The 17,387-nt window shown below is 36.8% G+C and carries 14 protein-coding genes; 9 read left to right on the top strand and 5 right to left on the bottom strand.

The features are described from left to right. Positions 1 to 79 precede the first annotated feature (79 nt). Both BXY58_RS15290 and BXY58_RS15285 read left to right on the top strand, forming a co-directional pair. Positions 80 to 2,041: a tetratricopeptide repeat-containing sensor histidine kinase gene (locus BXY58_RS15290; protein ID WP_120214743.1), complete on the top strand. Its 1,962-nt coding sequence runs from the start codon at positions 80 to 82 to the stop codon at positions 2,039 to 2,041. Further along, on the top strand, positions 2,034 to 2,666 hold the full coding sequence (locus tag BXY58_RS15285; RefSeq protein WP_120214742.1) for a response regulator: 633 nt from the start codon (positions 2,034 to 2,036) through the stop codon (positions 2,664 to 2,666). Before BXY58_RS15290 ends, BXY58_RS15285 begins: the two co-directional genes overlap by 8 nt. A gap of 107 nt (positions 2,667 to 2,773) precedes the next feature. Here the strand turns inward: BXY58_RS15285 and BXY58_RS15280 are convergent, their stop codons facing one another. After that, a complete protein-coding gene (locus BXY58_RS15280) occupies positions 2,774 to 3,127 on the bottom strand; it encodes a hypothetical protein (protein WP_120214741.1) in 354 nt (117 codons plus the stop codon). Between the two features lie 193 nt (positions 3,128 to 3,320). On the opposite strand from BXY58_RS15280, the gene BXY58_RS15275 reads away from it, so the two are divergent. Continuing rightward, on the top strand, positions 3,321 to 3,869 hold the full coding sequence (locus tag BXY58_RS15275; protein ID WP_120214740.1) for a type 1 glutamine amidotransferase domain-containing protein: 549 nt from the start codon (positions 3,321 to 3,323) through the stop codon (positions 3,867 to 3,869). Between the two features lie 83 nt (positions 3,870 to 3,952). Here the strand turns inward: BXY58_RS15275 and BXY58_RS15270 are convergent, their stop codons facing one another. Then, on the bottom strand, positions 3,953 to 4,324 hold the full coding sequence (locus tag BXY58_RS15270; RefSeq protein ID WP_120214739.1) for a hypothetical protein: 372 nt from the start codon (positions 4,322 to 4,324) through the stop codon (positions 3,953 to 3,955). Between the two features lie 502 nt (positions 4,325 to 4,826). Between BXY58_RS15270 and BXY58_RS15265 the strand changes: the two genes are divergently transcribed. The 5 genes from BXY58_RS15265 to purH all read left to right on the top strand — a co-directional run bounded on the left by BXY58_RS15265 (position 4,827) and on the right by purH (position 9,767). Continuing rightward, positions 4,827 to 5,456, top strand: a complete 630-nt coding sequence (locus tag BXY58_RS15265; protein ID WP_120214738.1) for a DUF4142 domain-containing protein — start codon at positions 4,827 to 4,829, stop codon at positions 5,454 to 5,456. A 126-nt stretch (positions 5,457 to 5,582) separates the two neighbouring features. Then, positions 5,583 to 6,119: an NADPH-dependent FMN reductase gene (locus BXY58_RS15260; protein WP_120214737.1), complete on the top strand. Its 537-nt coding sequence runs from the start codon at positions 5,583 to 5,585 to the stop codon at positions 6,117 to 6,119. 295 nt (positions 6,120 to 6,414) lie between these two features. Continuing rightward, positions 6,415 to 7,404 (top strand): phosphoribosylformylglycinamidine cyclo-ligase, encoded by a 990-nt coding sequence (purM, locus tag BXY58_RS15255; protein WP_120214736.1) that lies wholly within the window; start codon positions 6,415 to 6,417, stop codon positions 7,402 to 7,404. 85 nt (positions 7,405 to 7,489) lie between these two features. Continuing rightward, positions 7,490 to 8,059 (top strand): phosphoribosylglycinamide formyltransferase, encoded by a 570-nt coding sequence (purN, locus tag BXY58_RS15250; RefSeq protein WP_120214735.1) that lies wholly within the window; start codon positions 7,490 to 7,492, stop codon positions 8,057 to 8,059. Between the two features lie 190 nt (positions 8,060 to 8,249). After that, positions 8,250 to 9,767, top strand: coding sequence for a bifunctional phosphoribosylaminoimidazolecarboxamide formyltransferase/IMP cyclohydrolase (gene purH, locus BXY58_RS15245; RefSeq protein ID WP_120214844.1), 1,518 nt, complete (start codon positions 8,250 to 8,252; stop codon positions 9,765 to 9,767). An 87-nt stretch (positions 9,768 to 9,854) separates the two neighbouring features. Here purH and BXY58_RS15240 read toward each other — a convergent pair whose 3' ends face one another. The 3 genes from BXY58_RS15240 to BXY58_RS15230 all read right to left on the bottom strand — a co-directional run bounded on the left by BXY58_RS15240 (position 9,855) and on the right by BXY58_RS15230 (position 15,647). Beyond that, on the bottom strand, positions 9,855 to 12,740 hold the full coding sequence (locus BXY58_RS15240; RefSeq protein WP_120214734.1) for a T9SS-dependent choice-of-anchor J family protein: 2,886 nt from the start codon (positions 12,738 to 12,740) through the stop codon (positions 9,855 to 9,857). A gap of 112 nt (positions 12,741 to 12,852) precedes the next feature. Further along, positions 12,853 to 13,869, bottom strand: coding sequence for a tetratricopeptide repeat protein (locus tag BXY58_RS15235; RefSeq protein ID WP_147366860.1), 1,017 nt, complete (start codon positions 13,867 to 13,869; stop codon positions 12,853 to 12,855). 125 nt (positions 13,870 to 13,994) lie between these two features. Then, positions 13,995 to 15,647, bottom strand: coding sequence for a response regulator transcription factor (locus BXY58_RS15230; protein WP_147366859.1), 1,653 nt, complete (start codon positions 15,645 to 15,647; stop codon positions 13,995 to 13,997). A 192-nt stretch (positions 15,648 to 15,839) separates the two neighbouring features. Between BXY58_RS15230 and BXY58_RS15225 the strand changes: the two genes are divergently transcribed. Further along, positions 15,840 to 17,003 (top strand): proline dehydrogenase family protein, encoded by a 1,164-nt coding sequence (locus BXY58_RS15225; RefSeq protein ID WP_120214731.1) that lies wholly within the window; start codon positions 15,840 to 15,842, stop codon positions 17,001 to 17,003. The last annotated feature ends 384 nt before the right edge of the window (positions 17,004 to 17,387 follow it).

Raw genomic sequence — 17,387 nt, 5'->3', positions numbered from 1 at the left:
AATGGTTTACCATGATTTTGAGTGTCGGTCAGACATCGCGTTTTTTTTATTTGGATATTTGTAGTATAATTAGGGAATAATGTTCAGAAATACATTTTTATTACTGGTGTTTTTGCTTTTGACTGTAGTCTGCAAATCGCAACAGCTGATTCCGATAGATGAGGTCAGGTATCTGAATCAGATTAATAATACCATCAATACAAGCAAAGATGATAGAGTAGTTTTGCAGAATTACCTGCTGTTATCAGAATATTGGGCACCTACCGATAGTCTGAAAAGTGCTCAGGCTCTTAACACCGTACTGAATTCCCCCAAGAAAAATCTCCTTTCAAAAGGACTTCTAGAATATTACCAAGGGATATTCGCTACCAACCAGGGGAGCAGGACAGATGCTAAAAAACATTATGAACAGGCCATAAAACTCTTACAGAATGATAAGAAAAACTCAGGCATCCTGATAAGAGCCTTATACAATGAAGCTTATATCCAGATAGAAGACAAGAGTTATGATTTCTTGGTTAAGGCTTTGACAGAAAAATGCATCCCGCTAAGTGAGAAAACCAACAACAAGGAACTGCTCGCCTACAGCTATACCCAATTGGGATTGACGTTTATGTCGGTAGGACAATTGGACAAAGCTGAAGAATATCATAAAAAAGCTTTGGAAGTATTGAAGCAAATCCCGAAAACACAGACAGTTCACCTGATTACCTATCTCAACCTAGTAAGTAATTATTGTTACAAACCCGACAGCAAAACAGCAAAGGTTTATTTGGATAAAGCCAAAGCGATGATTCAGAATTATCCGCAGTCTCAGCATTATGCCAATTACTACTATCAGGAAGGGATGTACTATACAACCAAGCAGGATTATCCAAAAGCGCTTAGCAGTCTGGATGCTGGTGTGAAGTTGGCTAAAGCGAAAAATCAGCTGAAGCTTTTGCATCTTTTGTATTTCAGAATGTACAATGTCTATCTGATGCAGAAGGATTATGTTAAAGCCAAGCAACAGTTGGAGCAAATCCTCAAAGAAAATATATTAAGTAAAGAAGCATTGAACCGAAGAATCACTTACACGCAATTAGCAGCTGTGAATGATGTGTTGGGTCAATCTAAAGAAGCCTACCAATGGATGAAGAAATCCAATGACTTGGGTGACAGCCTTAATCAACAAAAGCTTCTCCAGAAATTGAATGAATACGAAATCCTCCATAAGACAACAGAAAAGCAAAAGACGATTAATCAATTGGAGCAGGAGAAAAAAGAGAATGAATTGATGGCTAAAAACAAGAATCTGCGTATCACCATCTTAGCTATTGCATTAGGATTAAGTCTCATCATTGCTGTTCTGATTTATCTAACCTACAGAAAACAACAAAAACTGAATCAGCAGATTAGCATCAGCCATCAACAGGATCTTCTCCACATAGAAAACGAAAGAAAATATGAAGCTACTCAAGCCGTATTGCAGGGAGAAGAGCAGGAAAGACAACGTATTGCTCAGGATCTCCATGACAGTATGGGCGGAATGTTGGCTAATATCAGAATGTCTATCTCTGCTAATGAGCTTTACCAATCGACGGATATTGTTGAAAAATTAGATAAGTCTATCTCGGAAATGAGAAGAATCTCCAGAAACCTGATGCCTGAGACGCTCAAAAATCTAGGATTGGAAACCGCCTTGAAAGAACTCTGCGAATCAATGACACACAAGCATTTTTCGATTCAGTTTGAAGCGTTTGATGTGTCTGAAAAGATTCCTTTTCAGATTCAGTTGGCGTTCTATCGTATCGCACAGGAAAGCATCAGCAATGTCATCAAATATGCGCAGGCCAACAATGTGATTGTCCAAATCAGTCAGGACGGTAATACGCTTACCTTAACTGTAGAAGACGATGGCGTAGGTTTCGATAAGTCCAAGATCACATACGGATTAGGTTTAAAGAACATAGAAAACCGTGTCCGTCTGATTAATGGTAAAGTAGAGATCCATTCGGTAAAAGGCGAAGGAACAACCATCAATGTAGAATGCTATGTATAACAAACCCCGACTCACTCTGGCTATTGTAGATGACCACCCCATGATTCTGGAAGGCCTGAAATCCCTTTTGCAACAGGATAATCAGTTCCAAATCTTTTCCTTTACCAAAGGCTCTGCTATTCTGGATTTTATTCAGGAAAACCAAGTGGATGTTGTATTGCTGGATATAGTTCTGAATGATGGTAGCGGTCTTGACTTTTGTAAAAGCATCAAGCAGAAATTACCCAAAACAATTGTTATCGGCATCAGCAATCAGGCAGAACGCAGTATTATCTTCCGCTTTCTGGAAAATGGCGGTAATGGTTATATTCTCAAAAACGCCAACCCCAAAGAAATTACAGATTGTATCAATAAAGCCATCAATGGTGACTTAGCTTTGAGTAAAGAAGTTCAGGAAATCATGCTCCGTGCTTCCTCAGACAACTTCGAGCTTCCGAGATTAACCAAGCGGGAACAGCAGATTCTCTCAGCCATTGCAGATGGTCATACGTCTATTGAGATTGGAGAAAAGCTTTTCATTTCAGTCATTACCGTAGAAACCCACCGTAGAAACCTGCTTCAAAAATTCAAAGCCAAAAATATGATCGAATTAGTGAAGATAGCAGCAGAGAATAAGCTTATATAATAATGAGTTATAAGTTATGAATGATTAATTAATGAAGCTTCAGCTTGTCAATATGCTTATTTATTCAAAAAGACGAGAGATTGCTTCATTTCATTCGCAATGACATATTAATTCAAAAACTCAGGAGCAGGAATTCTAACACAATATTCACTGCCAAGATATAACGGATTACCGTGCTTCTCTGACCAAAAACCATCTAAAGTATTTGGATTGATGAATCGATAGACTGCCACGCCTTTATAAATCTTACCTTCATCACCCTCATAATTAAAATTAATAACCAGAATATCATCTTTGAAAAAGCCTGTACCATTCTGGATATGATCGCCAATAGTCCATTTCGCTATAATTCTGTTATTGTTGTCAAGGCTTAATGTCAATATCCCGTGATAAGCAATCTCATTCTCATTCTGATTGCTGCCTTCTACAGCATAATTTCCTGCTAAATCATTTACTGTCATTTCTCTATTAATTGAGGTATAAAGTTAGCCATAATGCAGTTGTCAATTTCTAATCTTAAAGATTTTTTAAACATAAACCTCGCAACTTGTAACCCGACTCACTCTACCTTTAACAAAGTTTTATAATTCTAATGGTTTCGTCGGCATAATATTTTCCTTACTGTGACCATATTAATCACAAAAAATATTTATTATGTCAAAGCAAATTGCAATACTCGCAACAGATGGCTTCGAAGAAAGCGAATTGAAATCTCCAAAAGATTACCTGCAACAAATGGGATGGATTACTCATATTATCAGCCCAAAATCTGGAACCATTAAGGCGTGGGCAGAAAAAGATTGGGGACGAGATTATGAAGTAGATAAAACCTTGGATCAGGTCTCAGCATCTGATTACGATGCGTTGGTACTTCCGGGCGGCGTTATCAATCCGGATCAATTGAGGACTAATGACAAGGCTATATCCTTTGTTCAGGATTTTTTCAAACAGCATAAGCCTGTCGCTGCCATTTGTCACGGTCCGCAGCTTCTCATCAATGCTGGTGCCGTAGAAGGCAGGAAAATGACTTCTGTCAACTCTATCAGTACCGATCTCAAAAATGCCGGCGCAGTTTGGGAAGATAGTGAAGTGGTTGTAGATAATGGTCTGGTAACAAGCCGAACTCCGGAAGATCTGCCAGCTTTCAATGCAAAAATGGTGGAAGAGATCAAAGAAGGTAAACACGAAGACCAGAATCTTTAATCAGAATTACTATGATACGAAAAACCCGGAAGTATTTGCTTCCGGGTTTTCTTGATCTATTAACTAATATTTATTTAATTGTTTTATAGTCTTACTTCATTGATACTCAATTTATCAATAAGTTTCTGGATGTTTTCCAGGTCTTTCAGAACCTTTTGGTAAGAGGATCTGGCATATTCTGCAAAGGATGCCTTAGGAGGCTTGATATCTTCTGTTTCAAAAGCATGATTAATCTGAGGATGTTCTACTATATGATCTTTATAATCATTGAGACATTCATTAACGATAGACTGTTTCTTTTTGCAGGTCATTCGTTTTTTGAGTTTTTGCAGAGAGCTGATCATATAAGGATTATCATTATAAGGGTTGATGAAATTGGTGTTTTCCTGCTCTTCTTGGTAAACGAAGTATGAGCTGTCGTTACTTGGTTTAAGGTAGTTTTTATCAAATATCATAGCGCAAGAGGTATTAATTAAATCAAATAGTAAATTGTATTTGAGATTCAATATCAATTTTAAGACCATAAATCAATTTGAATAACAATTTGATTGTTTAGAAGTTAGTTTAATAATTATTTGATAAAGATATTTCATGTTGAGTAGGATTGATATTTGATCATATTAATCAGTTTGTAAATCCTTATTAGACTGGTTATAAATTGTATAAGTCAAATTTAATTCAGGATTATGATAATTTTGGCAAATACTTTGATGTGAAATTTTCAAAGAAATCTAGTTCATAGTATTAGATTTTTTGATAAGGAGGGCAGCAATGTCCTCTTTTCTGATAATCCACAAATTGATTATATTCTTTCGGGAGAGAAGCAGCTCAAATTTGTTTCTCTCCCTTTTTATCACAGATTGAAAGACGAATAGAGTTCATAATACTTGGTCTAACTAATTATTTGGCAGACAAATTGTTAAGTCAAACACATTACACACACTAAATAATATTGTTATGAAAAATTCAATCCTAAGCCTTCTGGCTGTTGCAGCTCTGGTAGCCTGCAAGAAAAGTGACACGACAACTATGAACACCACAGGTGACAGCACAGCAATGATGACTAATGATTCTGCAACTGTTGGCAATGATAGCACAATGATGCCCGCAGATTCTGCCGCTACAGGAACCAACAGCAGTGTGACTGCTAACCTAAGCGCTCAGGACAAAAAATTTGCTGACGCTGCTGCAAGAGGCGGAATGATGGAAGTGATGATGGGGCAGCTGGCTTCAACAAACGCCAACAGTGCTGAAGTAAAATCTCTCGGAGCAATGATGGTAAAAGATCACAGCAAAGCAAATGATGAGCTGAAGCAATGGGCATCCACAGCAGGCTATACTTTACCAACAAGTCTGGATGCAGACAAACAGAAAAAATATGATGATCTGAAAGCTAAAAAAGGAGCAGACTTCGATCGTGCTTATACGGATCTGATGGTCAGCGATCATAAAAAAGATATTGCAGAATTCAAAGAAGAAGCGTCTAAAGGAACGGAATCTTCGCTTAAATCTTTTGCCAATAAAACGGTTCCAACATTGGAACATCACTTGATGGAGTCTGAAAAAGCCAAAGCTGCAGCTAAATAAAATAATTTGACAAAGTTATGTTGAAAATTGAGCATCAGATGCTCAATTTTTTTGTTATAAAACTAACCTACATCAATCCATTTTTGGTTTAAAGTCTCTACATTTGACGCTTTAAAATTTAAACGAATGAAAATATTAGCTTTTGCAGGAAGCAATTCCAGAGCATCCATCAACAAAATATTAGCAGAATACACAGCAAAACAATTCAATGGCGCTGAAGTAGAAGTTCTTGATTTGAATGATTACGAAATGCCAATCTTCAGTGTTGACAGAGAAAAGCACGACGGAATTCCAACTCTGGCGTTGAGGTTTGCTGAGAAAATTGATGCAGCTGATTTGTTGATTATTGCTTTGGCAGAGCATAACAGCTCATATACTGTGGCTTTCAAAAATGTGTTCGATTGGGTTTCCAGAATAAAGGACAGAAAACATTTTGGAGAGAAGCCTGTTTTTCTTTTGGCAACTGCAACAGGTCCTGGCGGTGGAAGACATGTAGTAGCTGCATTCGAACAAAGAGCTAAATCTAGTGGTGCAAATGTGCTTCAAAGTTTCTATTTGCCTAAGTTCAAAGAGACTTTTGATATTGAGAAAGGTATTGTAGATGAAGAAAAGAATGCTGAGTTTCAGGAGAAATTATCTGCTGTTAAAAACTTTTTTGGATAACATTTTGGATATTAATGTTAAGAATGCTTAACTTTGTCATCAAAGAAAAATGAAATTAATCAGATGAAAATCCCACAAGTTCATTTCCAACAGTATTTTAATTCTTGCAAAAAGAATTACACAAACACCTCCGAACTTGTGAACTAAAATAACGGCCGACTATCTCTAAGATTGTCGGCTTTTTTATTTGATAAAATTGAAAAAGTAAGTTTGAAATAAATCTAATGAATTCCAAGATTCTTTCAGGTTTTCAAAAGCCTGAAGGAATCGAAAGAATTGCAATTCTGAAAGTAAAATGAGCAATACCTATAAATCAGCCGGTGTAGATAAGGAAGAAGGTTACAAAACCGTTGACAAAATCAAATCTGCTGTTGCTGAGACCCACAACAAAAATGTTCTTAATAATCTTGGAAGCTTCGGTGCATTTTACGAAATCGCTGGTTATAAAAATCCTGTTCTGGTTTCCGGAACAGACGGTGTTGGAACAAAACTGAAAGTCGCTTTAGATTCTAAAAAATATGATTCTATCGGTATCGATTGTTTTGCAATGTGTGCCAATGATATCCTTTGTCACGGTGCAAAACCATTATTTTTCCTGGATTATCTGGCTTGCGGAAAATTGGATTCTGACATTGCTGCGGAAATCGTTCTTGGAATGGTGAATGCCTGCAAGGATAATAACTGCGCATTAATTGGTGGCGAAACGGCTGAGATGCCAGGAATGTATCAACCAGGAGATTACGATGTTGCTGGATTTTGTGTAGGAATTGTAGAGAAAGACCAGATTATAGACGGTTCCAAAATCAGAAAAGGTAACAAAATCATTGCAATTCCAAGTTCTGGGTTTCATTCCAATGGGTTTTCTTTGGTAAGAAAGATCTTTCCAAATTTTGAAGAAGAATTCGAAGGGAAACCATTGTATGAAACTTTGCTTGTTCCCACAAGATTATACTACAAAGACATTCACAAGGTTCTGGAAGAAGTTCCGGTTTACGGAATTGCGCATATCACAGGAGGCGGGCTGTACGAGAATGTTCCGAGAATCATTCCGGAAGGACTTTGCGCAAGCATTGATGAATCCAAAATTAAAGTTCCGACGGTGATGTTAGAATTAGAAAAACGAGGAAACATCGATAGAAAAGAAATGCACGGAACTTTCAATATGGGTGTGGGAATGGTTTTGGTAACCGACGAGAATCACGTTGACAAAATCCTTGACCTTTTGGAAGATGCTTACGAAATTGGGGAAATAACAGAAGATTCTGAGAAAATTAAATTATATTAAAAACACAAAGTCGCAAAGCCATTGCGCAAAGAACACAATTGTTTTGCGAGCCTTGTGAATCCTTTTGTGTCGTTGTGGTTAGATTATGAAAAATATTACCATTTTAATTTCAGGTTCAGGAACCAATCTTCAAAGAATCATAGACTGTATTGACAACGGCGAAATCCGAAATGCAAAAGTGAATCTAGTGATTGCAGACAGAGAATGCTTCGGATTGGAAAGAGCAGAAAAACATAACATTCCGAACTTATTGATCAAACGAGGAAAAGATTTTTCTGAAAACTTAGAAAAAGCAATTCCGGAAAATACAGATTTGATTGTCTTGGCAGGTTTTCTATCCATTTTAAAACCTGAGTTCTGTCAAAAATGGGAAGGTAAAATTATTAATATTCATCCGGCACTGCTGCCAAAATTTGGTGGAAAAGGAATGTGGGGACATCACGTTCACAATGCTGTGATTGAAGCCGGCGAAAAAGAAAGTGGAGCAACCGTTCATTTTGTGACTTCAGGAATCGATGAAGGCGAGATAATTCTGCAGGGAAAATTTGAGGTGAATGAAAATGATACAGCTGAAACATTAGCTCAAAAAGTTCATCAGACTGAATATGATATTTTCCCAAAAGCCATTGATTTGGTTCTTAATAAACAGAATTGATTTAATTAAAGTGAAAATAATATTTTAATTCGTAAATTATTTTAATATAATGATTTATGAGTTTTAATTAAAATTAACTTTAATTAATAAAAGATAAAATCTAAAGTAAATAAAAAGTAAATCCGGAGGTGAAAGAACCGGTAAATCACAGTTTGAATAAAACTGTAAAAAGTAAAATTTGAAAGAAAAAATGAGTAAAAAGAGAGCACTTATCAGCGTATCTGATAAAAGCGGTTTGGTAAATTTTGCCAAATTTTTGGAAGCTAACAATTACGAATTGATTTCCACAGGCGGCACTTTCAAACATCTGAAAGATGCCGGACTTAATCCAATTCAGATTGATGAAGTAACCGATTTTCCAGAGATGCTGGACGGTAGAGTGAAAACGCTTCATCCAAAAGTTCACGGCGGATTGTTGGCAGTTCGTTCCAACGAAGAACATATGAAAACAGTTCAGGAGTACGAAATCGGGCTGATTGATATGGTGATTGTGAATCTTTATCCGTTTTTTGAAAACGTAAACAAAGATATTTCTCTTGATGAAAAAGTAGAATTCATCGATATTGGTGGGCCTTCTATGTTGCGTTCTGCAGCTAAGAATTTCAATTCTGTGACAGTTTTGACAGATGTTAATGATTACGAAGTTGTTCAAAATGAAATGTCAGTAAACGGAGATTCAACCATCGAAACAAGAAAGAAATTAGCAGGAAAAGTATTCAACCTGACTTCTGCTTACGATGCAGCGATTTCCAGTATGCTTTTGGACGAAGAATATCCAACTTACTTAAACGCTTCTTACAAAAAGGTTTCTGACTTGAGATATGGCGAAAATCCTCATCAGTCTGCAGCTTATTACACTTCGACTTTCGAAAATGGTGCGATGAAAGATTTTGAGATTTTGGGAGGTAAAGAATTGTCTTTCAATAATCTTCGTGATATGGATTTATGCTGGAAAGTGGTTAACGAGTTCAAAGAAGAATTAGCTTGTTGTGCGGTAAAACACTCTACGCCTTGCGGTGTTGCCGTTGGAACTTCCGCTTTGGAAACTTACACCAAAACTTTTGAATGTGACCCGATTTCTATCTTTGGAGGAATCATTGGAATGAATTATAAAGTAGATGCAGCAACAGCAGAGGAATTAAACAAAACATTCCTAGAGATTGTAATGGCGACAGATTTTGATGAAGATGCTTTGGAAATTCTGAGAAAAAAGAAAAACCTTAGAATCATTAAAATCAAAAACAATGTTACTGATAAACAGGTTTGGGTAAAAATAGATGGCGGAATGCTGGTTCAGAATGCAGACGACCAATTCTCAGAAGATATCAAATTGATGACAGAAACGGCTCCGACGGAAGAACAAAGAAAAGCTTTGCTGTTCTCTCAAAGAGTTGTTAAATATGTGAAATCAAACGCAATCGTGGTTTCAAATGGCGTTCAGGCCATCGGAATAGGTGGTGGACAAGTGAACAGAATCTGGGCAACACAACAAGCAATTGAAAGAGCAAAATCGAAATTCGATGGTGAATTGGTTTTGGCTTCGGATGCGTTCTTCCCTTTCAGAGACGTGGTGGATTTCTGTGCACAGGAAGGTATCAAAGCGATTATTCAGCCGGGTGGAAGTATGAAAGATAATGATTCTATCGAAGCGGCAAACGAACACAAAATACCAATGTTATTTACAGGAATGAGACATTTCTTGCATTGATAAACTATTGAATTTTCAATTCATTTATAAAAAATAACCCCAACTGTAATTCAGTTGGGGTTTATTTTTATGGTTATTAGTTCTTTCTTATTTTTTAATCACCTTGAATGATTTTACATTGGACGCTGTTCTGATATTCACAATATAAACTCCGGAAGGTAAATTTCTCATATCGATATTAGCTGTTTTTGCTTTAGGTTGTTCTGATTTAACCATACTTCCTGCAAAATTATATACCGCAATATTCTCAATCGTATCACCATTCATCTTCACCGTCAGGTTATCAACTACAGGATTTGGATAATATTGAAGTTCTTGATCTTTGCTATTATCCGCAGTTCCAAGCCTCTCTTCAACCTTTACCACAAAGCTGCAAGTATCAATCACCTGTCCGTTGAAAATCAGGTTATGTTTGACAGTCGTTTCTCCAACAGGGAAAATGGCGCCTGAAGGTAAACCTTGTGCTAACACTGAAAAAACGCCGTTAGAATTACCATCACAAGCAAAAGTCAGGTTGTAGTCAACAACTGCACCGATATTCCCTGGATTTGTGTAGACTGTCATATTTTCAGGACAAGTATATTCACATTGAGGTGGATCCGGCAAGCCGACAAGGTAAACCTGAACATCATCAATCAGGGCTGATGTTCCTTTGGCTGCCAGGGAATTAAATCCTAAATAATAAACCCCTGAACTGGATGGCGTGAACGATAAGATCGCCTCATCATACTTCTCATTGCTCACATTTTTGCTCCAGATGATATTGTTTTTTTGAACAAATGCATAAGCTTTATCGGCAATACTGAAGCTCAACGGAACATTGTTTCCTAAAGATCTGTATTTGAATTTGATAAGAATCTCCTTTCCGCCTTGTAAATTCAGACCTCTTGAGAAGAACCAGGAATTAGCATCAAAATAATAATTGAAATTTTGAATTGCGTGAAATTCTCCTTCAACAGGATAAGTTGAATTAATCTCCCATTGATTATTTCTTGTTATAGATTGAGTGATCCATTGGTCATCTGTCTCAAAGCCATACTTATAAGGTAAATTAACCGCTGTCCCAGGATTCGGTAAAGTCTTAAAATATATAGGTCCTGCCCAAGAGCTAAATTCATTTTCTGCGCAGCTTGATCTTACATAAGCTTCATAATTCGTTTCTGGTGCCAGATCTTCTACATGAGCCTGCACATTATTGATGGTAGTTCCGGAAGATGGTGTACCCGTACCGGCTGGTTGTACAACATATTCGTAACTGGTGGCGGATTGTGTAAGAAAATCCCAAGTCAGATCTACAGTTGTCTGTCCATAGTTGGCTTTTAGGTTGGATGGTTTTGCACAGTTAGGGCAGGAAGCGATAATTGGTATGCTGATACTTTGCTCAGTTTCGCTTCCCACAATATTGCCGTTGGAATCCAGGATCTCGTAGCTTGTTTCAAACCCACTGTGGCTTCCACCGTTCCAAACAGTAGTAATGGCATCGCCGGAATTGATTTTGAAAGGAAAATCCAATACATCTCCGATTGGTAATGTAAGATCTGTAAAAACAGCATCTCCGTTAACGTAAAGATTCATGGTGTTATTATTCCATCCGTCGCCTTCCGCATCCTTCAGACGAAGAATATATTCGCAGGGAGAAGATTCTTTATCAGAAACTTTTACATTGTCAAACATAACAAAGCCATAATTAGCGTCGGAATAGGCCTGATAACCTAAGTAATAAACGCCATTATCCGGGACAGTAAATGTTACATTAGCAGTGTTGTAAGTCGTACTTTGGATAAAATCATTATTCCAGATCTCGACGGAGTTTGCAGAAGGGAACGGGTCTTTGCTTACAACCACTTTCATTTTTTGTGGATAATACTCGTCCTGGCTGGATCTGTAATCAAACTGTAAAGTAATTTCCTTACCCGCAGGAAGATTAATTCCTCTGGAGATTACCCAAGCGTCGGAAACATTTTCGCTGTCATCGTGCATTAAATAGTTTTTCCCGTCAGATGGGCCATACAGACCTCCGGGACCTGAATCAAAATCACCTTTTACCCAAGGCTTTCCAACTGTTGGCTCAAGGAGTGTCCAACGGCTATCGCCTTCAAAACTTTCATTATATGGCAAATTCACTGGAGCTGCTGTTGTGGCAGGATAGGTTTTAAAAGTAACAGGACTGGACCATTTTCCATAAAGTGAACCTGCTGTGCAGACAGATCTTACATACAATTCATATTGGGTTGCTGGCTGCAAATCTTCAGCAGTTGTTGACAGACCTTGTACCGGAATACCTGACCCAGTAGGAATGCCTGAACCTGGTGTTTTAATTACATATTCAAATCCTGCACCCGGCGTTGAAGCACTTTCCCAGGAAATGTTTGCTGTAGTCTGTCCAGGAATTGCTTTTACATTTACGGGTTTTGGGCATAACTCTTCATATAGATTAATATTATCCAAACTAATATATCCCATATTGGGATCCGGATAAAAGTAAAAAGCCAGATAATAAGTACCGGTTTCAGAAACTTCGAATGTCTTGTGCGCATTCTGGTAAGTACTGATCTGAATATTCTCGTTAACCCATAATTCTGTCGAATTGTCAAGAACCGGAATTGGTTGTTGTTTCAGTACAACTTTTAATTTAACCGGAAAAAGAGTATTAAGACTGGATCGGTAATCGAAATCCAATGCAATAGTGTGACCGGCTTCGATATTGATTCCTTTCGAAATGAGCCACGCTGCTCCTCCATTTTCGAAGTCGCTCTGGGCTCTTGCATAATACTGGCCTTGTGAAGGACCATAAATCGTACTGGTTTCATCAGAAAATTCCCAGGGAGTTCCAGGACCTGACATCATTTTGTACCAATAGTTTTGTTCTGCTGCTGTTTCAAAACCATTGGAATACGGAAGCGATACCGGATCCGTTTGTCCAAAGGTGAATAGAAAACAGAGCAAAGAAAAAAAAGTTAATGCTTTGTTCATATATATTTCATTTTTCAACAAACATAGAGCAGAAGCCTGATGATTCCTATTGTTATGCTTTAAAAATGAAGAAATATTCAGTGTTTTTGAAAGAACATTGCGATTTTTGTGATCAGGAAAAAGTATTATCGTCTTTTGAAATTTGCTTTTTCAGTTTTGCAATTTTGACTTTGGTCTGGACGATCTGGTAAATAATTAAAACAATCAGAATCGCAAGAATGGAGATGATCCAGTATTTGCTGCTGTTATCGTCATCGGAATTTTCCTCAGCTGTTTTTTTTACGATAATTCCGTTTACCGATTTTTTTTTGGCACTGATATCTGTATTGGTTTTTTGCTTGTAAAGGTTGAGATAAGATGTGTAATTTTCTATATCACCAAGGGCGTAATAGTTTTCAGAGATGTATTTATAGACTTCCGGATTCGCATTCTCTATTTTTTTTGAGTTTAAAATGCTGATAGCTTTATCAAATTCCCGTTTGGCTGCTCCGTGATTTTTTTGAAGATAATAAATCCTGCCAAGTCCGGCAATGCTTTCTGCATTCAGTAAATCATAGTCACCATTCACAGCATAATACAATGATTTATCATAGGATTCTTTCGCTGCTGCCAGCTTATTTTCTTCCAAAAAGCAGCTAGCGATTTCGTTATACAGATCTGCTATCGAAAACCGAAGCATTTCTCGATTTTTCAACGCTGATATATAAACTTCAAGCGCTTGGTTGTAATAGGTTTCTGCGAAATCGCATCCCAATTCATCTCGGTAAATTAAGGCTTTCAAATACAAAATGTTGCCTTTATAGAACTTCAAATCGTCGGGTAGAGGATGTTTTTCTATCAGTTCATAAGCTTCGTCTGCGTAATATTTGGCTTTGCTGTAGATATTAAGATTATGATATTTTTCACCAATGAAACCCGCCACCTGAATCTGCGTAGGATAATCATTGATTTTCTGGGAAATTTCTCTTGTTTTAAACGCATATTCAATAGCTTTTTCATATTCCTTTTTTATAGAATAGCTGCTACCGATAATGGTGAGAATAGAAATTTCCATTTTTGGATTTCCTTTGTATTTTTTATAAAGCTCTGTCCCCAGCTTTATCACCTTATCCGGGTTCGAGTTCATCATCAGAAATAGAGAATCCAGGTGGGGTTGCGCTGTCTTTTGCGCCGATACTATCTGATAATCAACAATAAAAAGAAAAATGCAGACTATAATAAATTTGTTTATTTTTTGGAGAAGGCTTTTCATAATCAATCGGCTAAGGAAACTTCTTTTTTGATAAAACTGATAAATTCTTTTGGCGGAATTCCTGTAACCGTTTTGAACACAGTCGAAAACGAAGTGTGCGACGAAAATCCACTTTCCTCTGCAAGATAGCTAATTTTGTAATTCAGGAAAGCAGATTCATTACGGAGTTTGTTGATGATGTAATTGATTCTGAGCTCATTAATGTAAGCGTTGAAATTCTTTTGTTTATGCTTATTAACAATTTCTGAAAGATATCTTGTGTTGGTATCAAGGTCTTTGGCGAGAGATTGGAGCGTCAGACTTTTCTTGGTAAAATCTGTTCCGTTTTCAAAAGCCAGGAGTTTTTCCAATAGAATCTGTTCTGTTTTTTCAGGGATAAACTGTGGTGTTTTAGAAACTTCTTCTACAGATTCAGATTTCGGAACAAGCATTTGAGACTCTTGCTGCTTGTTTTTCAGCTTGCTGATATATTCCTTGTAATTATTGTAATTCTGCTTTGTCCTGAGCCGAAACCAGAATACCAAACCAAGAATCACTATCGCAAAACCGATAACCCAGATCAAAATATGATTGGTTTTATAACGCTGGTCATCTTTAGTTTTAAGATCATTTTCTGTCAGCGAAAGAATCAAGTCGCTGGCTTTTTGCTGAGCAGTGGTAATGGTTTCTGACAGTTCAAGATACTTAAGATTATGGAATTGATATTTGTTGTTATCACCTTCCGAGCGGTAATAATCGGCTAGAAACTGATGAATGTTTTTCTTTAGAACAATATCGTTAACTTTTTCCGAAAGAATAAGAAGTTGCGGGATCTCACTAAGATATTTCTGCCTGTTTTTCTGAGTAAAATCGGCTTTTGAAATTTCCAGCTCGGCATAAGCGTTATAATTTTCTCCCAACCCAGATTCCTGAGACAATTGCAATGCTTTTCCAGCATATACTGAAGCGTTTTTCCATTGCTGAGCTGACCCGTAAATGCGTGCTAATTGAAGGTAAGATTTGGAGACCTGATATGGAAATTGATGAGAATATCTTTCAAGAAATTTAATATCGATAGCTTTTATTGCTTCCTCATATTTTTTTTGCTCAAGTAGTAATGAAGATTTTGCTGTAAAAAAATCAATATAAAGACTGGCTTTTTCCGGATTATCAGCAGGATCATTATTGAGACTTTTCGCAACTAGACTTAATCTTTCCTCAGCTTTTGGGATGATTCCCAACTTTCTGTAAAGCTCACTTAAAATAAGATTAGTCCTGGAAAGTGTTGTAGTATCACCACTGTCGGAATTGAGATGAAAAGATTCCAGAAGTGCGTTGAGTGCAAGAATGTAATTTCCCTGTAAGATCAGCGCTTCGGCTTTCAGATTCAACGCTTTGAAACGTTCCTCGTTGGAACCGGGGTTGATGGAAAGGTATTCGGAAACGGTAATAGTTTTTTCCGGATGAGTATAAAGATTTCCGGCTGCATTTTCAAAAATATCTTCATTTTCCGACTGCTTCTGTGACCACAAAAAATTCGCACAAACAACCATCAACAGAACAATTAACTTGTTGGTGCAAAGAATCTTTTGTTCCAGAAACATAATCTTCAATTTCATCGCTGCAAAGATACAAATTACAAATATAAGCCCGGAAACAGTAATTCTTTCTATCAAAAAGGCAATATTTTTATTAAATCTGACGCATTGATGTCCCAGAACACTGTATGTATTAATTTTATAAAGCAATTTTTAAATTTTAATATCTAAAAAAGTTGTATTTAAAAATAAAAAAAGGATGACAAATTTTAGCTTCAAAAGTCATTCAAAAATCGAAATAATATTTACATTTGAGACCAAATTCTGGATATGAGTATTTTCAATGATACAAAGCTCGCATTTGCCGATAAAACGGATGCTCAGCTCAAAAAAGCCTATTGGATGTTCAAGGCGATTGAACAGCCTGCATTGACCAATATTGGTGTTTCTCTTCTCAATTTTACCGTTAGAAACAATTTTCCGTTTGTGGACGGGATTGTGAAGCAGACTTTGTTTGAACAGTTTTGCGGAGGCGAAACCCGAGAAGAAAGTATGAAAGTGGTAAAACAGATGTTCAAACGCGGCGTTGGAAGTATTTTCGATTACTCGATTGAAGGGAAGGAAGAGGAAGAAGTTTTTGATGCTGTATGTAAGGAAATTAAGGATATTGTGAGATTTTCTGTAGGAAATCCTGCGATTCCATTTATTGTTTTCAAACCAACAGCTTTTGGGAGAATTGATATCTATGAAGAAGTTGGAAAAGGAAAAGAACTCACAACCAGTCAGAAAGAAGAGTGGAATAGAGTAGTCACTCGTTTTGATGAAGTTTGTCAACTTTGTTATGAAAGTGATAAGAAAGTGATGGTCGATGCGGAAGAAACCTGGATGCAGGATGCGGCTGACCAGCTTTGCGAAGAAATGATGGAAAAGTATAATAAGGAAAAAGCCATCGTTTGGAACACCATCCAAATGTACAGAACCGGTCGTTTGGAATATATGAATGCTCATCTGGAAAGAGCGAGAGAAAAAGGTTATTTCATTGGTTATAAGATTGTTCGTGGTGCATATATGGAGAAGGAAAGAAAGAGATCCGAAGAGCAAAATTATCCAGACCCAATCCAGCCGAATAAACAAGCAACTGATGATAATTACAATGCCGGAATCGATTTTGTAATGGGACATCTGGACAAGGTTTCTGCATTTTTCGGAACACATAACGAGAAGTCATCCGAATTGGTGATGGACAAAATGAAAACCAAAGGATTAGAACACGATAATCCACATATCTATTTTGGACAGCTTTATGGGATGAGTGATAACATTACTTATTACTTAGCCAATCAACATTATAACGTCGCAAAATACCTTCCGTATGGGCCTGTAAAAGATGTTGTTCCATATTTGACAAGACGTGCGCAGGAAAATACTTCTGTTGCCGGACAAACGGGACGAGAATTAGGATTAATACAGAAAGAATTGAAAAGAAGAAAATAGAAATTAGAAAATCCGCCTCACAGCGGATTTTTTCTGATAACTTATTCAGAATATTTAATTCTACTTTCGATTTTTAATTAGGTAAATCCCAAAAATTATAATTAATTAAATAACATAATTGAAAATTAAATTTTTAAAACTCCACCCCCAATGTAAATCATTGTTTTTCAACCAAAATTGATGATAAAAATTAAAAGGAAAACCTATATTAGTAATTGGATTCTCACCTTCGTTTCTTGATAGCAGTGAGAATAATACACTTAGAAATGAAGTGATACAAAATAAAATTGGTAGCGTCTCACTAACTGTGTAAGTTAAAAAGTTATTCTGAAAAATTTTTGAGCCCTCTAAAGCTCAAAAATAATTTTCGGAAATAACTTTTTA

It is taken from the genome of Epilithonimonas arachidiradicis, from assembly GCF_003610695.1.
Lineage (GTDB): Bacteria > Bacteroidota > Bacteroidia > Flavobacteriales > Weeksellaceae > Epilithonimonas > Epilithonimonas arachidiradicis.
Note: the sequence above shows the minus strand (reverse complement) of the source record. Positions and strands in the feature narration are given on the sequence as shown.